This window comes from Tepidanaerobacter sp. GT38 (assembly GCF_021991635.1).
In the GTDB taxonomy this organism is placed as follows: Bacteria; Bacillota; Thermosediminibacteria; order Thermosediminibacterales; family Tepidanaerobacteraceae; genus DTU063.
On record NZ_JAFFJA010000003.1, the window covers coordinates 87,158 to 101,549 of the forward strand.

The window sequence follows — 14,392 nt, forward strand, 5'->3', positions numbered from 1 at the left end:
ACTCACCTTTATAAAACCTTAATCTGTGTATCGGGAGAAATGCTTTTAAAGATTTCTTCAAGGTTTATCCTGTCGGGACATGAGCTAAAAGAACTGTCTCGAAATACCGCTTTTAAAGGTTTTATTTTCGCAATTTCCTTTATCAATTCTTCGCCTACATCTTCATCAAAACAGGCCGCCAAGGAATTCCCTGCCACAAAGTGGACTTCTTTGCCGCAAATTTCTTTGGTCTCTATGGGAAGTGAAAGTTCTAAGCCTGCTTCCAGCATTACTTGAGTTAAATGGTCAAGACTAGTCCGGTCTTCTTTTATATTTGATTCTAACTCATCTAAAATGTTTTGGCTGAGCTTATCGGGCGCGTAATATACGTCTTTCATATTTGATGAGTCTACTCTATATACTCTAAAGCCGTAGTCGATATCAGCACCGGTTTCTTCTTTTATCTTTTTTCCCGCGCGGCGGATGCGCTCTTTAGCTATTTCAGCTATTGTTTTATAGCCTGCTTTGTAGGCTTCCGAGTTTTCATCGCAGGGCTCAGGCAATTGGATCATTATGTATTTACGATTGCCTCCGTCTTCGGCATTTAGCTGCATCACTGCATGGGCTGTAGTAGCAGAGCCTGCAAAGAAGTCTAGGATAATTTCATTGTCCAGATAAAACATGCTGATTAAATGTTTTAACAAGGTTGTCGGTTTTGGGTAAGAAAAAACGGCACCTTCAAATAACCGCTTCATTTCATGGTTGGCCTGAATATTTAATATATTTTCTTCAAAGCCTATATGATTTCTGTAAAGCTTGGTTCTGACTATGGGATTGCCTTCATTGTCAACCTTCGCATAGTTTTTGCAGTATACATTCCACTGATTGCCCTTGCCTTTTTTAAATACTATGTAGCCGTTTTTTATGCCCCACTCTACTTTTGATTTGCTCCACACCCAGCGCCAGCCGTCATTGTACTTTTCTCTTCGATTGTTGGGAAATATAAGGGTTCCGTCAGGTGCTTTTATTCCAAAATCCAGGCTTTCAACGTATCCTTTGCTTCCCCGATCCAGTTTTTCTAAATTATATCCGCCGCGCTCTTTATAGTATTCATCTTTAAATTTATACTTTCCGTCGATATCTACAACTTGATTGTTAAATTTTACATTTTCTATGTTTTTAGCATAAAGCAGGATATATTCAGTTTCCACCATTAGGTATTTTGAGTCATTGCCAGAACCTTTTGACTTTCGCCAAATAAAATTGGCCACGAAGTTTCTCTCTCCAAATATTTCATCGCATATCCTTCTCATGTTGTGGATTTCATTATCATCTATGCTGATAAGTATAACTCCATCTTCCGACAGTAAGTTCCTCGCCAGTTTAAGCCTCGGGTAAATCATGGTGAGCCAGTCACTGTGGTATCTTCCATTGTATTCGGTATTTTGGAATAGTCTGTTGCCTTCTTGATCAACTTGCCCCGACTTTTTAGCATATTTGGTTTTTTCAACGGTGAATCTGTCTTTGTATATGAAATCTTTGCCGGTGTTATAAGGCGGATCTATGTAAATAAATTTTATTTTGTTTAGATATGATTCTTGAAGGAGCTTTAAAACTTCCAGATTGTCACCTTCGATAAAAAGGTTCTGAGTGGTTTCCCAGTTCAGGCTATCTTCTTTCACCGGCCTTAAAGTTTTATTAGTAGGAGTGTTGGCTAAAACTATGGCTTCCTTTTTCCCCGGCCATGTAAGCAAGTACCTCTCTTTGGTGCCTTCCACTATCTCATCAGACAGCTCCTGCTTTAAGAGCTCAAAATCTATTGCACGGGTTATATTGCCCTTTTCGTCCTTTATTTCAGTTATGACATTTGGAAAGAGTCTGCCTATTTTTTCTATGTTATTTTGGATAATATCCTTTGACTCCATTTTTACTTTTTCCACATGATGACCCCCTTAAGGTGGTTTAAAAAGCTATAACCCAATTATGATTTTAGTGTGGAAACATTGGAAAAAGATTGACCTAAAACAATTATAGCATAGGTGAGTTTTTAAGGACAGCAAAAACCGCAGGTCTTTTATATATTCTGCGGTTTATATAAGACAATATATTGATTTTGCCTAAAACAATTCAAAAAGCTTATCCACGGCATCTCTTGTGACATCAATTGCCTTTTTGTTCTCCTGACTGATATCTTCGTAAAGTTCCAGTCTTAAAACTTTAGTAGCCTTAGGAGCTTCGATGCCAATTTTAACCCGATCTCCCTCAATTTCAAAAACCTTTATAATAATATCATTTCCGATAACAATGCCTTCTCCGGTCTTTCTTGTAAGCACTAACAAGATTCGCACCGCCTATCTGAACAGGCTTTTTTTAGTTGCAAAGGTTCCCGTATATTGTACTCAGGATTGTCCACAATGAATTGATCAGCTAAGCGCAAATCCGGGTTTATAATAATGGGCGCCTTGAGATTTATAGTAATATCTTTTGTACGTGCCCTAATTGTCAACACGCAAAGCACCAGAGCTTCTTCAGGCGATTTGATATGCAATTGGAGAAGATTTTCCCGGGAAATGTTGGGAGTATAGTTTGGAAAAAAATGATACGGATTAGTTACAGGTAAGGCTACTTCAGGTTCGTCGACAGCTTCAAGCCATTTGACAACATCGGTGCCGGGATGGTCAAGGAGTACATAACTTTTATACTGCTCGAGCCCCAATATGCCGTTAGTAAAGGTGATGATTTTTTTATCCGCTGTGGTCATGATAATATACAACTCCTATGCTAGTTTATCTATATTTTTGCCTCTAGGCACCGCTTCTATGTTTATATATGGATTTTGCTCCATATATATGTCCACCTTTGCCCTTTCATAATCTAAAGTAACAGGTTTTTTCGAAACGTCTACTTTTACGCTGCCTAATAGAAAATTTATATCTGCTCTGCCCATCTTAAAGGTGATTTTAGGAGGTGTTTTAGGTGCCGCCACCACGTTAACTTCAGGTGGCTCAGGAAAGGATTCCCCTTCAATTATGTCGCCAATGGTCACACCTTTTTCTATGGCTCCTAAAGCGTCACCGCCGGCAGCTTTACTGCCTAGATATTCAATGACATACTGTTTGGCCTCACTGTACCACATGGAAGACGCTGTAAAAATATCAGGCTGTCCTATTTCCGCCCTACAGTGGGACAAATCTATGTCATCGACTATGGGAAAAGTATTGGAGACTTCGACCTCCGGTAATTCCGTATTTACTTCAAAACCCTCTTGGATGTTCATATTAGGGTCCACATAGCCTTTGTAAGTATTGATTCCTATGCTGCCAAAACCATATTCAATGTGAAGATCATAAATGAGCATATAAGAGGCCCCCTAAAATCCTGGAAAAATTATCTTAAAAAGTCTACCAGTGTAGGCTGTATTATTCTTGCTCCCACAGAAAGAGAGGCTCTGTATATACTTTCTTCCATTTTCAGTTCCGTTATCATTTTGGCCAGGTCAATTCCCTCTGTATCGTTGAGCAGTTCTAAGTAGTCAATTTCATTGGCATCAAGTCTTGCAACAGTGGCTTCCAAGCGGTTGGTGCGGGCGCCTATCTGGGCTCTGTATTTTAAAACAATGCCCAGGGAGTTTTTTATGTCTTCCAAAATACCCCCTGAGATAGCTTCACTATCGTCTTTTTCAAGGGCCACCTCAAGTGCTTCCACTGCCTTAAAAATATCTTCAAATACTTCGGGGCCAATCAGGTTTATGGGTATTTGCTCTGAATGACCAAGATTGTAATCTATAAAATCATCATCATCAATTTTTCTACCGCTATCCTCAATTTCAGGATTCAATTTTATAACTTTTTTTAGTTTTCCATCAATCTCCTCTTCTACTATATCAAAAGGCGGTTTATCTGTAATATACCCACCAAATATGTATCTGTTGACACTCGTTGAGTTTGCCTCTTGAAGAAGCTGGTCTTTTAATTCTCTGACTTCATATAGTATCTTCTCCCGTTCATCAGCAGTTAGCGTACCATTGGCAGCTTGAACGGTAAGTTCGTTTATTCTCTGAAGTCTGTCTCCAACATTGGTCAGGGCTGTTTCAGTATCCTTCATCCATGTTAGAGCGTCTTTGGCATTGCTGTTGTACTGCTCTAGGGCGCTGAGCTGACGGCGAAGTTTTAAGGCCAAGGCTGCTCCCACCGGATCATCTGAAGGCCGCCGTATTTTTCTTCGAGCAGCAATCATATCGTTTATATCTCCTAGACGCTTTAGGTTTTGTGTCAGGTTTCTATTGAAGTTTTCTATTATCATGGATTGAGTTATTCTCACGATCTATCCCTACCTTCCGGTTATGCCCATGCGGTTAATTATGGTGTTTAACATCTCATCAACGGTAGTAACCATGCGGCTGGCTGCATTAAATCCATGGAGGTACTGAATCATCTTGGTCATCTCTTCATCTAAGGAGACACTGGAGGTCATCTTACGGCGCTCGTCCAGCTGGCTCACCATAAAGGCCTGACTGTCGGCAGCACGAGTAGCCTCCTGGGAGTCTACCCCAATTTTTGAAATGAGAGCACCGTAGTATTCGTCAATGGTGCAATCTCTTCCATCTATTTCAAAAATTTGGTTCCTCAAAGCTGCTAACTTTAAAGCTATCCGGTTATCTCCTGGGATTTTGGCTTGATCTTCTGCTGCGGCTATTTTGGATGGATTTTGAACAATCTGGGGATTGACTTTTAGTCTGCCAAATTCATATTGGAAGAAATTTATCCCTTCCACGCCATTTAAGTCATAACCTGAACGATGAATTTTGTTAAATTCCTGGGCAAATTTTTTAGTGAAATTATGCAAGGTGTCTATGTAATTTTTTAGTTTGTCATCCCGCAAGTCTAAAAGCCCTTTTAACTCTCCTTTTAATACTCTTAACTCAGAACCGTATTCTTTCCATGTGATTTTTCCATCTGCAACGGAAGTATCGAATTCCATTGTGGCACTTTCAGTGCCCTTGACTAAAATAGCGCCACCTACATTTACGGTGAATAATCCGTTTTCATCTACATATGATTCAAACTGCACCAGATTTGACAGTTCATCTAATAAAAGGTCTCTTTTGTCCATAAGGTCAGCAGCAGAAGCTCCGCCGATTTGGGTCTGCTGTATTTGCATGTTTAGCTGGGCTATTTGGTTTGCAATACTGTTTATGTTATTTACCTGTACTGATATTCTGTAATTGATGTCATTTATTATGTCATTTAACTGGGTAAAAGCATGGTTTATAGTATTTGCTAAGGTAATACCTCTTTCTTTCACCGTTTCCCGGGCTTCTTGGGAAGAAGGATCCTTTGATAAGGTCTCAACGCTCTTCCAAAATTCATTTAAAACTGAAGATATGCCAATATCTGAAGGCTCATTGAAAACAGCTTCCACTTGTTTTAGAATACTGCTTTCTATATTCCACTGACCAAGGGAAGAGTTTTCATTTCTATATTGTCTATCAGTAAATTCATCTCGAATACGATTTATGTCAGATATCTTTACGCCAGTGCCCATCTGGTAGTTGGCACCGAAACCATAAGCTGAATATGTGGACTCTAAAATCACCCGCTGACGGGAGTATCCAGGGGTATTGGCATTTGATATGTTATGGGATACGGTTTGTTGAGCCATTTGACTTGCAAAAAGTGCCTTCTTTGCAATTTCTATTCCTAGAAAACTTGACAATATATTTCACCACCTCATGCCTGCTTATCAATAAAGTGAAATGCTTCATCCTTGGCATTTGCACCATCTGCACCGTAGTTTGCCTTACTTGACCTGGTTTCCGTCAATAAATTTATTGAAAAATTAATGTAATCTAAGGCATTTTTAATGAGTTTTTCATTTCTCCGATTTTGTTCTTCAATTTTCAGTAAGACATCTTTTAGCCCATCGTAAATAGCAGCAAAAGTTTTTGCTTCTTTCTCTTCTAAAATGGATTTGAGAAAATCCCCTTTTATTTCAGAGGCATCTTTATTGTGCAACTTGGCAATCTGCTTTACTAAGTCAAATCTTTCTTCTTCCAGCTTGCCCAATTTTAAAATGAGGTTCTGCTCTTTTTCTGTTATTTCGCTGAGCTTTTTGATATCGCCATTTACAAGGACATCAGTTTTTTCCTCGCCCAAATTAAATAATTTCTTATATGCTTCAAGTTGTTCTTGCATTACTTCTATTAGAACGGGTGTAATTTCCCTATTTCTCACTTTTAGGCCCCCTAAATTATATTAGCTTATCTGCAAAAATTTCTTCTACGATTTTATCTGCCACCAGTTTTCCGTCAATGTTATATGTTCCGGCTTTTATTTTGGCTTTTAATTCCTCTACTTTTTCAGTTCTTATATCTTCCACTTGAGAAGCCAATTTAATGGCATGGGCTATTTCACGTACTTCAGCAGATAAATTTACCTCATCAGTATATGTTGGAGCTTTTTTATCTAATTTAGCTTTTGAATGCTCTGAGCTTTTTAGGTAGGCCCTCATTATTCCGTCCAGCTGAGCCCTAGAAATATTCATGCAAAATGCCCCCTCTTAGAAACCTTGCTACATATTATATCGAACTATACTAGAGTATTTATAAGCAGCTAAAATATCAATATATGTTATTTAAGTCTGTTTAGCTCTCTATTGCTCTGTATTATGGCATTACTTACCTTCTTCTTTCGTCCTTTGAAAATTTTGACAGGTGCAGCTTGCCCTTCATATTTTTATCTACGAACATAGGTTTTTTGTCGGGAATCAGATTATTTCTGAGCTTCCTGCTGCACTTTTCACAAAGCCTACCCGTTAAAATAGGTTCTTCGCAAATCTCGCATTTTAATACGATATTAGTATTGTTGCTTTGCAGCATCAAACGGCCTGCCTTTAGATACTCCAAAATCTTTCTTGCGGAAACGCCCGTGCCCTCTGATACTTCTTCAATGGTAGCCTTAGGATTATTATTGATAAATTCTCTAACCTTGTCGAAATCTTCTTCGTCCTTTTTTAAACACTCAGGGCACAGGTTTATATGGTTATAGACAAACAATTTCCCGCACACAGGACAATTCCTGAGTTCCACTGCATATCACCCCTTTTTATAGTGGTTGTAATAAATCTAATTTTTGTATTTAACCCCTTGCGCAAGTCAATACATAAACAGCCTTTGCTCCCGCTTTGACAAGACACTTAGAGCACTCTCCCGATGTTGCTCCAGTTGTATACACATCATCTATTAAGAGCAAAGTTTTGTCCTGGATTTTATGAGTGTTTACAGCTTTAAAAGCTCCTTTTAGATTTTCCTTTCGTAAAGTTTTATCAAGTAAGGTCTGATGCTCCGTAGGCTTTATCCTTATCAGACCGCAAAAGATGGGAATGCCACTTTGCCTGGATATAACTTTGGATAGCAAGTATGCCTGATTAAACCCCCTCTCCCTTTGCCTTGCGGCATGAAGGGGTATGGGGACAATGTAATCAAATATAGGCCACGGAAGCTCTCTTAAAACATCAAACATCAAATTCCCTAAAACTTCTGCTATTTGTGGCTTTCCATGGTATTTGAATTCATTAATCAGTTGCTTCAGTATGCCTGAATAATGGCCATATGAGCGTGCTTGTACAAAAGCATGATAATCCTCTTGACAGTCCTGGCATATCATATTTTTTCTTTGTATTTGCAAAGGTTTCCCGCATTTATCACATAGGGGTCCACTTAGAGGTATTATCTTATCTCTGCATTGTTGACATAAATGTAGAGATGACTCTACAAGCTTTTTACTGCATATAAGACAGTAAGGCTTTTGAGGAAACAAAAGGTTTAAAAACAAATTTGCCACATGGGCACTTTTTATCATAATACCCCCACTGAGTCAGTTTTTTTAAAAACATTAAATTAAATATATAATTCTACAAAGTTTTACCAGATTCCTCCTTTTTTTGATTTATACCGCTCATAATGTCGAAAATTTTAAAAGACTTTATAAAATAGCAATCCCTGTATTCGAATGACTACAGGGATTGCTATTTAACCCATTGATGCAACCTATTTAACTCTAGATTTTACAACTTCATAACCTAGTCTTTTTATGGAATCTTCAATTTGGTCAATGGAAATCTTGTCTTCATCGAAATCTAATTTTACTTTGCTTGAATTAAACATAATTTTTACCGTATCTTGATCTACGCCACTTAAACCTTTAAGTGCGCTTTCGATTTTTAACATACATGAAGGGCATGTTAAAGTTTCTAACTGTATTGTTGCCGATTTCATAATTATCATCTCCTGTCTTAAATTTATTTTTGCGATTGCCTTTTCGCTTTGTGTATAAAATTATCTTAGGCGATAGCCTAATAACCTCATACCGTTTAAGATAACAGCCAAGATACTTGCTTCATGTACCAGCATGCCGATTGACATATTTACCCAATCGCCAAACAATAAACCTGCAAGTAACACCAGAACTACACCTAGAGCAATTGCAATGTTTTGTTTCATATTCCTGGCAGTGGCTTTTGCTAGCCCCAGCGCATGGGGCAAACGACCAAAATCCGAATTCATCAGTACAACATCTGATGTTTCAATGGCTACGTCTGTACCCCCGCCCATAGCTATGCCAATATTTGCTAAGGCCAGTGAAGGACTGTCATTTACTCCATCTCCAACAAAAGCTACAGTTTTACCCTCCTCTATTAACTTTTTGATATACGCTGCTTTATCTTCAGGCAGCATGTTACCATAGGCCTCAGTCAAACCTAATTCGCGGCTGACCGCATCAACAGTCCCTTGGTTGTCACCAGAAAGCATTATTAAGTTCTTTACTCCTAATTTCTTAAGCTTTTGTAGGTCTTCTTTTACGCCTGGCCGTATTCGATCGCGAACCCCCATCAATATTTTCAATTCTCCGTCAACAGAAGTTAAGACAAGGGAGTTGCCATGTTTTTCAAAGCGCTCTATATCGGCTTTAGCATTTTCGTCTATCTTGACATTTTCTCTTGCCATTAAGGCAGCATTGCCTACAGCTACTCTGTGGCCTCCTACATTTGCTACGATTCCTTCACCCTTTACAACTTCTGTATTTTCAACTGGGAAGATTTTAGTTTCGCCTATTTGCTCTAATACAGCTTTTGCCAGCGGGTGATCTGATTCCCGTTCAACACTTGCAAGATAGCTTAATGCCTCATCTATATTTTCGCTATAGTATTTTTTCTCGGTAACCGATGGCTTTCCAACAGTAAGGGTGCCCGTCTTATCAAATACCATTGTATCCAATCTGCTAAAATCATTGATCACTTCACTGCCCTTTAGCAGTATGCCATTTCGGGCACCATTTCCTATGCCTGCAACATTGGACACCGGCACACCGATAACTAAAGCTCCGGGACAGCCTAAAACTAAAACGGTAATCGAAAGTTCCACATCTCTTGAAAATAACCATACTATAAATGCTAGAACAAGGACTGCTGGTGTATAATTTTTTGAGAAGCGGTCTATGAAGCGTTCTACTTCAGATTTTGAGTCTTGGGCTTCCTCCACCAGTTCAATTATTCTGCCAAAAGTCGTATCTTCCCCTACCCGTTCAGCTACGATTTGAAGAGTTCCATTATCCAAAATTGTGCCTGCAAATACTTTTGAGCCTTTTTCCTTTCTAACAGGAATAGATTCACCCGTGATACTTGCTTCATTGACACTGCCTTCACCGGTTAAAACTTTACCATCAACCGGAACTTTGGCACCGGTTTTAATAAGTAAAATATCACCTACGTCAACTTCATCAATTTCAACTTCCACAAATTCTCCATCTTCCATTTGTTTTAATGCACTTTCCGGTGCCATTTCCGTCAATTCTTTTATGGCTGAACGTGTCTTATTTAACGTGTGCTGCTCTAAATATGCACCGAATAAAAATAAAAATGTAACAACTGCCGATTCTTCATAGTTTTGAATTAAAAAGGCACCGATGACTGCAATTGTAACTAGAACATCTATACTCACTACTTTTACTCTCAAAGCCTCATATGCTTGAATGGCAATAGGTGCTGCACCTAAGATGGAAGCAGCAATCAAGGCCCAGATAAAGATATCTATATCAGCGACTGCCCATTTACTGATAAAGGCAATAGCTATTAAAATGCCGCTTATCAATGTTATTGAATTTTTATTTTTTAATATATAGTTTTGCACTGCAACTACCCCTAATTATATTAATCTTTTTCTTGTTGCTTTTGATAGGCTTTGTCAAGCTCTTTTAACATATTGTATACAGCCTCGTAGGTTTCGCATACACCTTCCGGCACCGTGTAGTTTCCCGTAATTTGGCGCAGTTGTTCAAATTCCTGGTTTAAATCTGGTGTTTCAGATCCTGCCTCTTTAATCTTGGCACAGATTGCATCAAACAATTTGTGTACATCGTAAAATTCTGGGTGAGCTTTGCCGTGGACTCGTGCTACAATGGGCACAAACTGCTCTAATTTTTTAAGGTTTTTCTCCTTTGCTTCTTTAAAGGTTGACATGGATATGCTCCTTTCTTTTATGTTATTCATCTATATAAGGTTCCCCTTTGTTTTCTATGCTTATAATACCCTAAAACCACCAAAAAGACCATGATATACATCACAATCCAAAATAAAAAAGAGCTGTCTCGTTTACACATTTGACAGCTCTTGTTTTTGGCGTAAGTGTATATATATTTTATTTTTATTTTGCAGTAGACTTTAAATACGCATTTATAAATTCGTCCAGTTCGCCATCCATGACGGCCTGAACATTTCCAACTTCTACATTTGTCCTGTGATCTTTTACAAGACTGTATGGTTGAAAAACATAGGACCTTATCTGACTGCCCCAAGCTATTTCTTTCTGGTCACCTCTTATTTTTTCAAGTTCTTGCTGTTGCTGCTGTTGATACAGATCAAATAGCCTGGCTTTTAATATCTTCATGGCTGTGTTTCGGTTGCTTTGCTGAGAACGTTCATTTTGGCAAGATACCACAATTCCGGTAGGAATATGTGTTATGCGAACAGCCGATTCGGTTTTGTTTACGTGCTGACCTCCAGCTCCTCCAGCACGAAAAGTTTCGATTTTAAGATCTTCCGGCTTAATATCTACCTGAATATCATCATCGATCTCGGGCATAACATCTACCGAAGCAAAAGAAGTATGGCGCCTGCCGGCAGCATCAAAGGGCGAAATTCTAACCAAGCGATGGACGCCCTTTTCTGCTTTTAAATATCCATATGCATTCATGCCTTCAACCAGTATGGTAACGCTCTTTATGCCCGCTTCATCTCCAGGCAGCATATCAAGGGTGCTTACTTTATATCCCTTATCTTCCGCCCATCGAGTATACATGCGAAGCAGCATGCTTACCCAGTCCTGTGCCTCAGTGCCCCCTGCTCCAGCATGAAGAGAAACAATGGCGTTTTTGTCATCATATTTACCAGAAAGCAGGGTTTCCAGCTTGGTCTTTTCCAAGAGCTTCATAAAGTTTTTGGTTTCCTGAGCAAGTTCCTGTTCAAATTCACTATCATTTGTTTCAGCACAAAGCTCCAGTAAGGTTTCAAGGTCCTCATACTTTTTGATAAGCAAAGTATAGTTTTTAACTTTGCCTTTCAGATTGTTTAATTCTTGCAGGATTTTTTGAGCGGTTTCATGGTCATCCCAAAAATCAGAAGCCATAGTTCTTTGCTCTAAGCGTTCTATTTCAGAATTTAATTTATCAATTTCAAAGTGAATCCCTCAATTCAGTTAAAACAGACTTTGCCGATTCTATTTGAGTTTTATATTCATCAATCATGTTCAGCCCCTCTTTCATAAAAGTTTATCCACTTAAGCTGTCCTTCCGCAGCACTTTTTATATTTTTTGCCGCTGCCACAAGGGCAAGGATCGTTGCGGCCAACTTTTTTCTGGTTGCGCACCGGCTGAGGTTTTTCTGCGCCGTCATTGTGAGAATACGTCATATTATAGGTCTTTTGGCGTCTTTCCGGAGCCTTTTTGACTTGAACGCGGAAAAGGTATCGAACGGTATCTTCTTGAATGCTCCTAATCATATCCTGGAACATCTCATAACCTTCAAATTTATATTCTATCACCGGATCTCGCTGACCATAAGCTCTAAGTCCGATGCCTTCCCGCAGTTGATCCATAGCATCGATGTGATCCATCCATTTTTGGTCAACGGTTTTTAGCAAGACAAAACGTTCCAGTTCGCGCATAGTCTCGCTGCCCAATTCCTCTTCCTTTTTCTCATAGGCAGCTTGAGCTTTGCTGACAAGCTCCTGCCGCAGGGCATCTCTAGACAAAGCTGTTTTTTCTTTATCAAGGTCAAATTTAATTTGGAAGATATCCATAAGGTACTCAGCAAGGCCCTTTATATCCCATTCTTCCGAATGAATCTCTTTTGATGCGTATATGTCAAGCAGTCTATCGATGATCTCTGAGATCATGTCCATTATGCTGTCTTTTAGGTTGTCATTTTCTAAAACCCTGCGACGATGCGAGTAAATGACTTCTCGCTGAGTATTCATAACGTCATCGTATTGTAACACATGTTTTCTTATGTCAAAGTTACGGGCTTCCACTTTCTTTTGAGCATTTTCAATAGACTTTGTTATAATGGGATGCTCAATAGGTTGATCTTCATCCATGCCCAATTTATCCATTATACTCTTAATATTGTCACCGCCAAAAAGTCTCATCAGGTCATCTTCCAGGGAAATATAAAATCTGGAAGATCCCGGGTCTCCCTGACGGCCTGCGCGACCCCGAAGCTGGTTATCTATGCGCCGTGCTTCGTGCCTTTCCGTTCCTATGATATGCAGGCCACCTAATTCCGCTACACCTTCTCCTAACACTATGTCGGTGCCTCGACCGGCCATGTTAGTGGCAATTGTAACGGCACCCTTTTGGCCGGCTCTGGCCACTATTTCAGCCTCTTTTTCATGGTACTTTGCATTTAATACTTGATGAGGAATGCCCTTGCGCTTGAGCATACTGCTTAAAAGCTCCGATTTTTCAATAGTGACCGTGCCTACTAGTACAGGCTGACCCCTGCGGTAGCAATCTTCTATTTCCTTTACCACTGCATTGAATTTAGCCTTTTCAGTTTTATATATAACATCGGGATAATCCACTCTAATCATCGGTTTGTTGGTAGGAATAACTACTACATCAAGACCGTAAATGCTCCGAAATTCATCCTCTTCGGTAGCTGCAGTACCCGTCATACCCGCTAACTTCTTATACATGCGGAAATAATTCTGGAAGGTAATTGTAGCAAGGGTTTTACTTTCATTTTCTACTTTTACACCTTCCTTAGCTTCGATGGCCTGATGTAAACCATCACTGTACCTTCGCCCAAACATAAGCCTGCCGGTGAATTCATCCACAATTATTATCTGACCGTCTTTTACTACGTAGTCCCTGTCCCTCTTCATCAGTGCATGGGCTTTCAGAGCTTGCTGGAAGTGATGTAAAAGTTCTATGTTCTCTTCATCATAGAGATTGTCTATACCTAAAAATTGTTCACATTTCTTAATGCCTTTCTCTGTAGGTATTACACTGTGGGCCTTTTCATCTACCGTGTAATCTTCATTTAAAATCAATCGAGGAACAAATCTTGCAAATTTGTAATATATATCGGTAGACTCTTCAGCTTGCCCGGAGATTATAAGCGGAGTCCTGGCTTCGTCGATGAGGATGCTGTCAACTTCATCGATAATAGCATAGTTTAAAGGCCGCTGGACCATATGCTCTTTGTAAAGGACCATATTATCTCTCAAGTAGTCAAAGCCAAACTCATTATTGGTGCCGTAAGTAATATCGGCATTATATGCTTTTTTGCGTTCCTGATAGTCTAAACCGTGAACAATAAGACCTACTTCAAGGCCTAAAAAATTGTAAATTTTACCCATCCATTCACTGTCTCTTTTTGCCAGATAGTCGTTTACCGTAACCACATGAACACCTTGGCCGGTAAGGGCATTTAAATATACCGGCATTGTGGCAACCAATGTTTTACCTTCACCGGTCTTCATCTCGGCTATGCGTCCTTGATGGAGCACGATGCCGCCCATCACCTGGACATCAAAAGGCCTCATATTCAGCGTTCTCTTAGCAGCTTCTCTAACCACCGCAAAGGCCTCAGGCAGTATATCATCGAGGGTCTGACCTCTTGAGAGGCGCTCTTTAAATTCAGCAGTCTTACCGCGAAGCTCGTCATCGCTTAATTTTTCCATAGTAGGCTCTAGGGCATTTATTTTATCAACAGTTTTTTGAAGTTTCCTAACCTCTTTTTCATTGCTGTCGCCCAAGATTTTTTTAATTATGCCTAGCATCATATCACCTCATTTATTTAAACCCGCAAATCAGTCCAAGTTACAATAATAAGGAACCATATTGATGGTTCCTTA

The 14,392-nt window shown here is 39.4% G+C and carries 15 protein-coding genes; all 15 read right to left on the reverse strand.

The genetic code is table 11. The annotated features are described in order from the left end of the window. Positions 1–8 precede the first annotated feature (8 nt). The 15 genes from JT739_RS01185 to secA all read right to left on the reverse strand — a co-directional run bounded on the left by JT739_RS01185 (position 9) and on the right by secA (position 14,317). Positions 9–1,919, reverse strand: a complete 1,911-nt coding sequence (locus tag JT739_RS01185; protein ID WP_237659251.1) for a site-specific DNA-methyltransferase — start codon at positions 1,917–1,919, stop codon at positions 9–11. A 177-nt stretch (positions 1,920–2,096) separates the two neighbouring features. Beyond that, positions 2,097–2,318 carry a carbon storage regulator CsrA gene (gene csrA / locus JT739_RS01190; protein WP_255688218.1) on the reverse strand — a complete coding sequence of 74 codons (222 nt, stop codon included), beginning with the start codon at positions 2,316–2,318 and terminating at the stop codon, positions 2,097–2,099. Next, positions 2,312–2,740: a flagellar assembly protein FliW gene (fliW, locus tag JT739_RS01195; protein WP_237659252.1), complete on the reverse strand. Its 429-nt coding sequence runs from the start codon at positions 2,738–2,740 to the stop codon at positions 2,312–2,314. The genes csrA and fliW overlap by 7 nt, the downstream gene beginning before the upstream one ends. A 15-nt stretch (positions 2,741–2,755) precedes the next feature. Then, positions 2,756–3,337 carry a DUF6470 family protein gene (locus tag JT739_RS01200; RefSeq protein ID WP_237659253.1) on the reverse strand — a complete coding sequence of 194 codons (582 nt, stop codon included), beginning with the start codon at positions 3,335–3,337 and terminating at the stop codon, positions 2,756–2,758. Positions 3,338–3,366: 29 nt separating this feature from the next. Continuing rightward, the gene (gene flgL / locus JT739_RS12820) at positions 3,367–4,299 is read right to left on the reverse strand and encodes a flagellar hook-associated protein FlgL (protein ID WP_237659254.1); all 933 of its coding nucleotides are present in this window, start codon (positions 4,297–4,299) and stop codon (positions 3,367–3,369) included. A gap of 9 nt (positions 4,300–4,308) precedes the next feature. After that, positions 4,309–5,694 (reverse strand): flagellar hook-associated protein FlgK, encoded by a 1,386-nt coding sequence (flgK, locus tag JT739_RS01210; RefSeq protein ID WP_237659255.1) that lies wholly within the window; start codon positions 5,692–5,694, stop codon positions 4,309–4,311. Positions 5,695–5,708: 14 nt separating this feature from the next. Beyond that, the gene (locus JT739_RS01215; RefSeq protein WP_237659256.1) at positions 5,709–6,212 is read right to left on the reverse strand and encodes a flagellar protein FlgN; all 504 of its coding nucleotides are present in this window, start codon (positions 6,210–6,212) and stop codon (positions 5,709–5,711) included. A 16-nt stretch (positions 6,213–6,228) separates the two neighbouring features. Continuing rightward, positions 6,229–6,522 carry a flagellar biosynthesis anti-sigma factor FlgM gene (gene flgM / locus JT739_RS01220; protein WP_237659257.1) on the reverse strand — a complete coding sequence of 98 codons (294 nt, stop codon included), beginning with the start codon at positions 6,520–6,522 and terminating at the stop codon, positions 6,229–6,231. Between the two features lie 133 nt (positions 6,523–6,655). Beyond that, entirely contained in the window at positions 6,656–7,066 is a 411-nt protein-coding gene (locus JT739_RS01225) for a MerR family transcriptional regulator (protein ID WP_237659258.1), read from the reverse strand. 49 nt (positions 7,067–7,115) lie between these two features. After that, on the reverse strand, positions 7,116–7,838 hold the full coding sequence (locus JT739_RS01230; protein WP_237659259.1) for a ComF family protein: 723 nt from the start codon (positions 7,836–7,838) through the stop codon (positions 7,116–7,118). Positions 7,839–8,026: 188 nt separating this feature from the next. Beyond that, the gene (locus JT739_RS01235) at positions 8,027–8,254 is read right to left on the reverse strand and encodes a heavy-metal-associated domain-containing protein (protein WP_237659260.1); all 228 of its coding nucleotides are present in this window, start codon (positions 8,252–8,254) and stop codon (positions 8,027–8,029) included. A gap of 60 nt (positions 8,255–8,314) precedes the next feature. Next, positions 8,315–10,165, reverse strand: a complete 1,851-nt coding sequence (locus tag JT739_RS01240; protein ID WP_237659261.1) for a heavy metal translocating P-type ATPase — start codon at positions 10,163–10,165, stop codon at positions 8,315–8,317. Positions 10,166–10,185: 20 nt separating this feature from the next. Then, a complete protein-coding gene (locus JT739_RS01245; protein WP_237659262.1) occupies positions 10,186–10,524 on the reverse strand; it encodes an iron-sulfur cluster repair di-iron protein, ric in 339 nt (112 codons plus the stop codon). 154 nt (positions 10,525–10,678) lie between these two features. Next, a protein-coding gene (gene prfB, locus JT739_RS01250) for a peptide chain release factor 2 (protein WP_237659263.1) occupies positions 10,679–11,777 on the reverse strand; the annotation gives its coding sequence in 2 pieces (ribosomal slippage) (positions 10,679–11,707 and positions 11,709–11,777; 1,098 coding nt in all). Between the two features lie 32 nt (positions 11,778–11,809). Then, positions 11,810–14,317 carry a preprotein translocase subunit SecA gene (gene secA, locus JT739_RS01255; protein WP_237659295.1) on the reverse strand — a complete coding sequence of 836 codons (2,508 nt, stop codon included), beginning with the start codon at positions 14,315–14,317 and terminating at the stop codon, positions 11,810–11,812. Positions 14,318–14,392 lie beyond the last annotated feature (75 nt).

What these genes read in the sequence shown, in the direction of transcription:
- fliW (WP_237659252.1), bottom strand. Translation starts at nt 2,740, where the DNA reads ATGACCACAGCGGATAAAAAAATCATCACCTTTACTAACGGCATATTG.
- JT739_RS01200 (WP_237659253.1), bottom strand. Translation starts at nt 3,337, where the DNA reads ATGCTCATTTATGATCTTCACATTGAATATGGTTTTGGCAGCATAGGA.
- flgM (WP_237659257.1), bottom strand. Translation starts at nt 6,522, where the DNA reads ATGAATATTTCTAGGGCTCAGCTGGACGGAATAATGAGGGCCTACCTA.
- JT739_RS01230 (WP_237659259.1), bottom strand. Translation starts at nt 7,838, where the DNA reads ATGATAAAAAGTGCCCATGTGGCAAATTTGTTTTTAAACCTTTTGTTT.
- JT739_RS01235 (WP_237659260.1), bottom strand. Translation starts at nt 8,254, where the DNA reads ATGAAATCGGCAACAATACAGTTAGAAACTTTAACATGCCCTTCATGT.
- JT739_RS01245 (WP_237659262.1), bottom strand. Translation starts at nt 10,524, where the DNA reads ATGAATAACATAAAAGAAAGGAGCATATCCATGTCAACCTTTAAAGAA.
- secA (WP_237659295.1), bottom strand. Translation starts at nt 14,317, where the DNA reads ATGCTAGGCATAATTAAAAAAATCTTGGGCGACAGCAATGAAAAAGAG.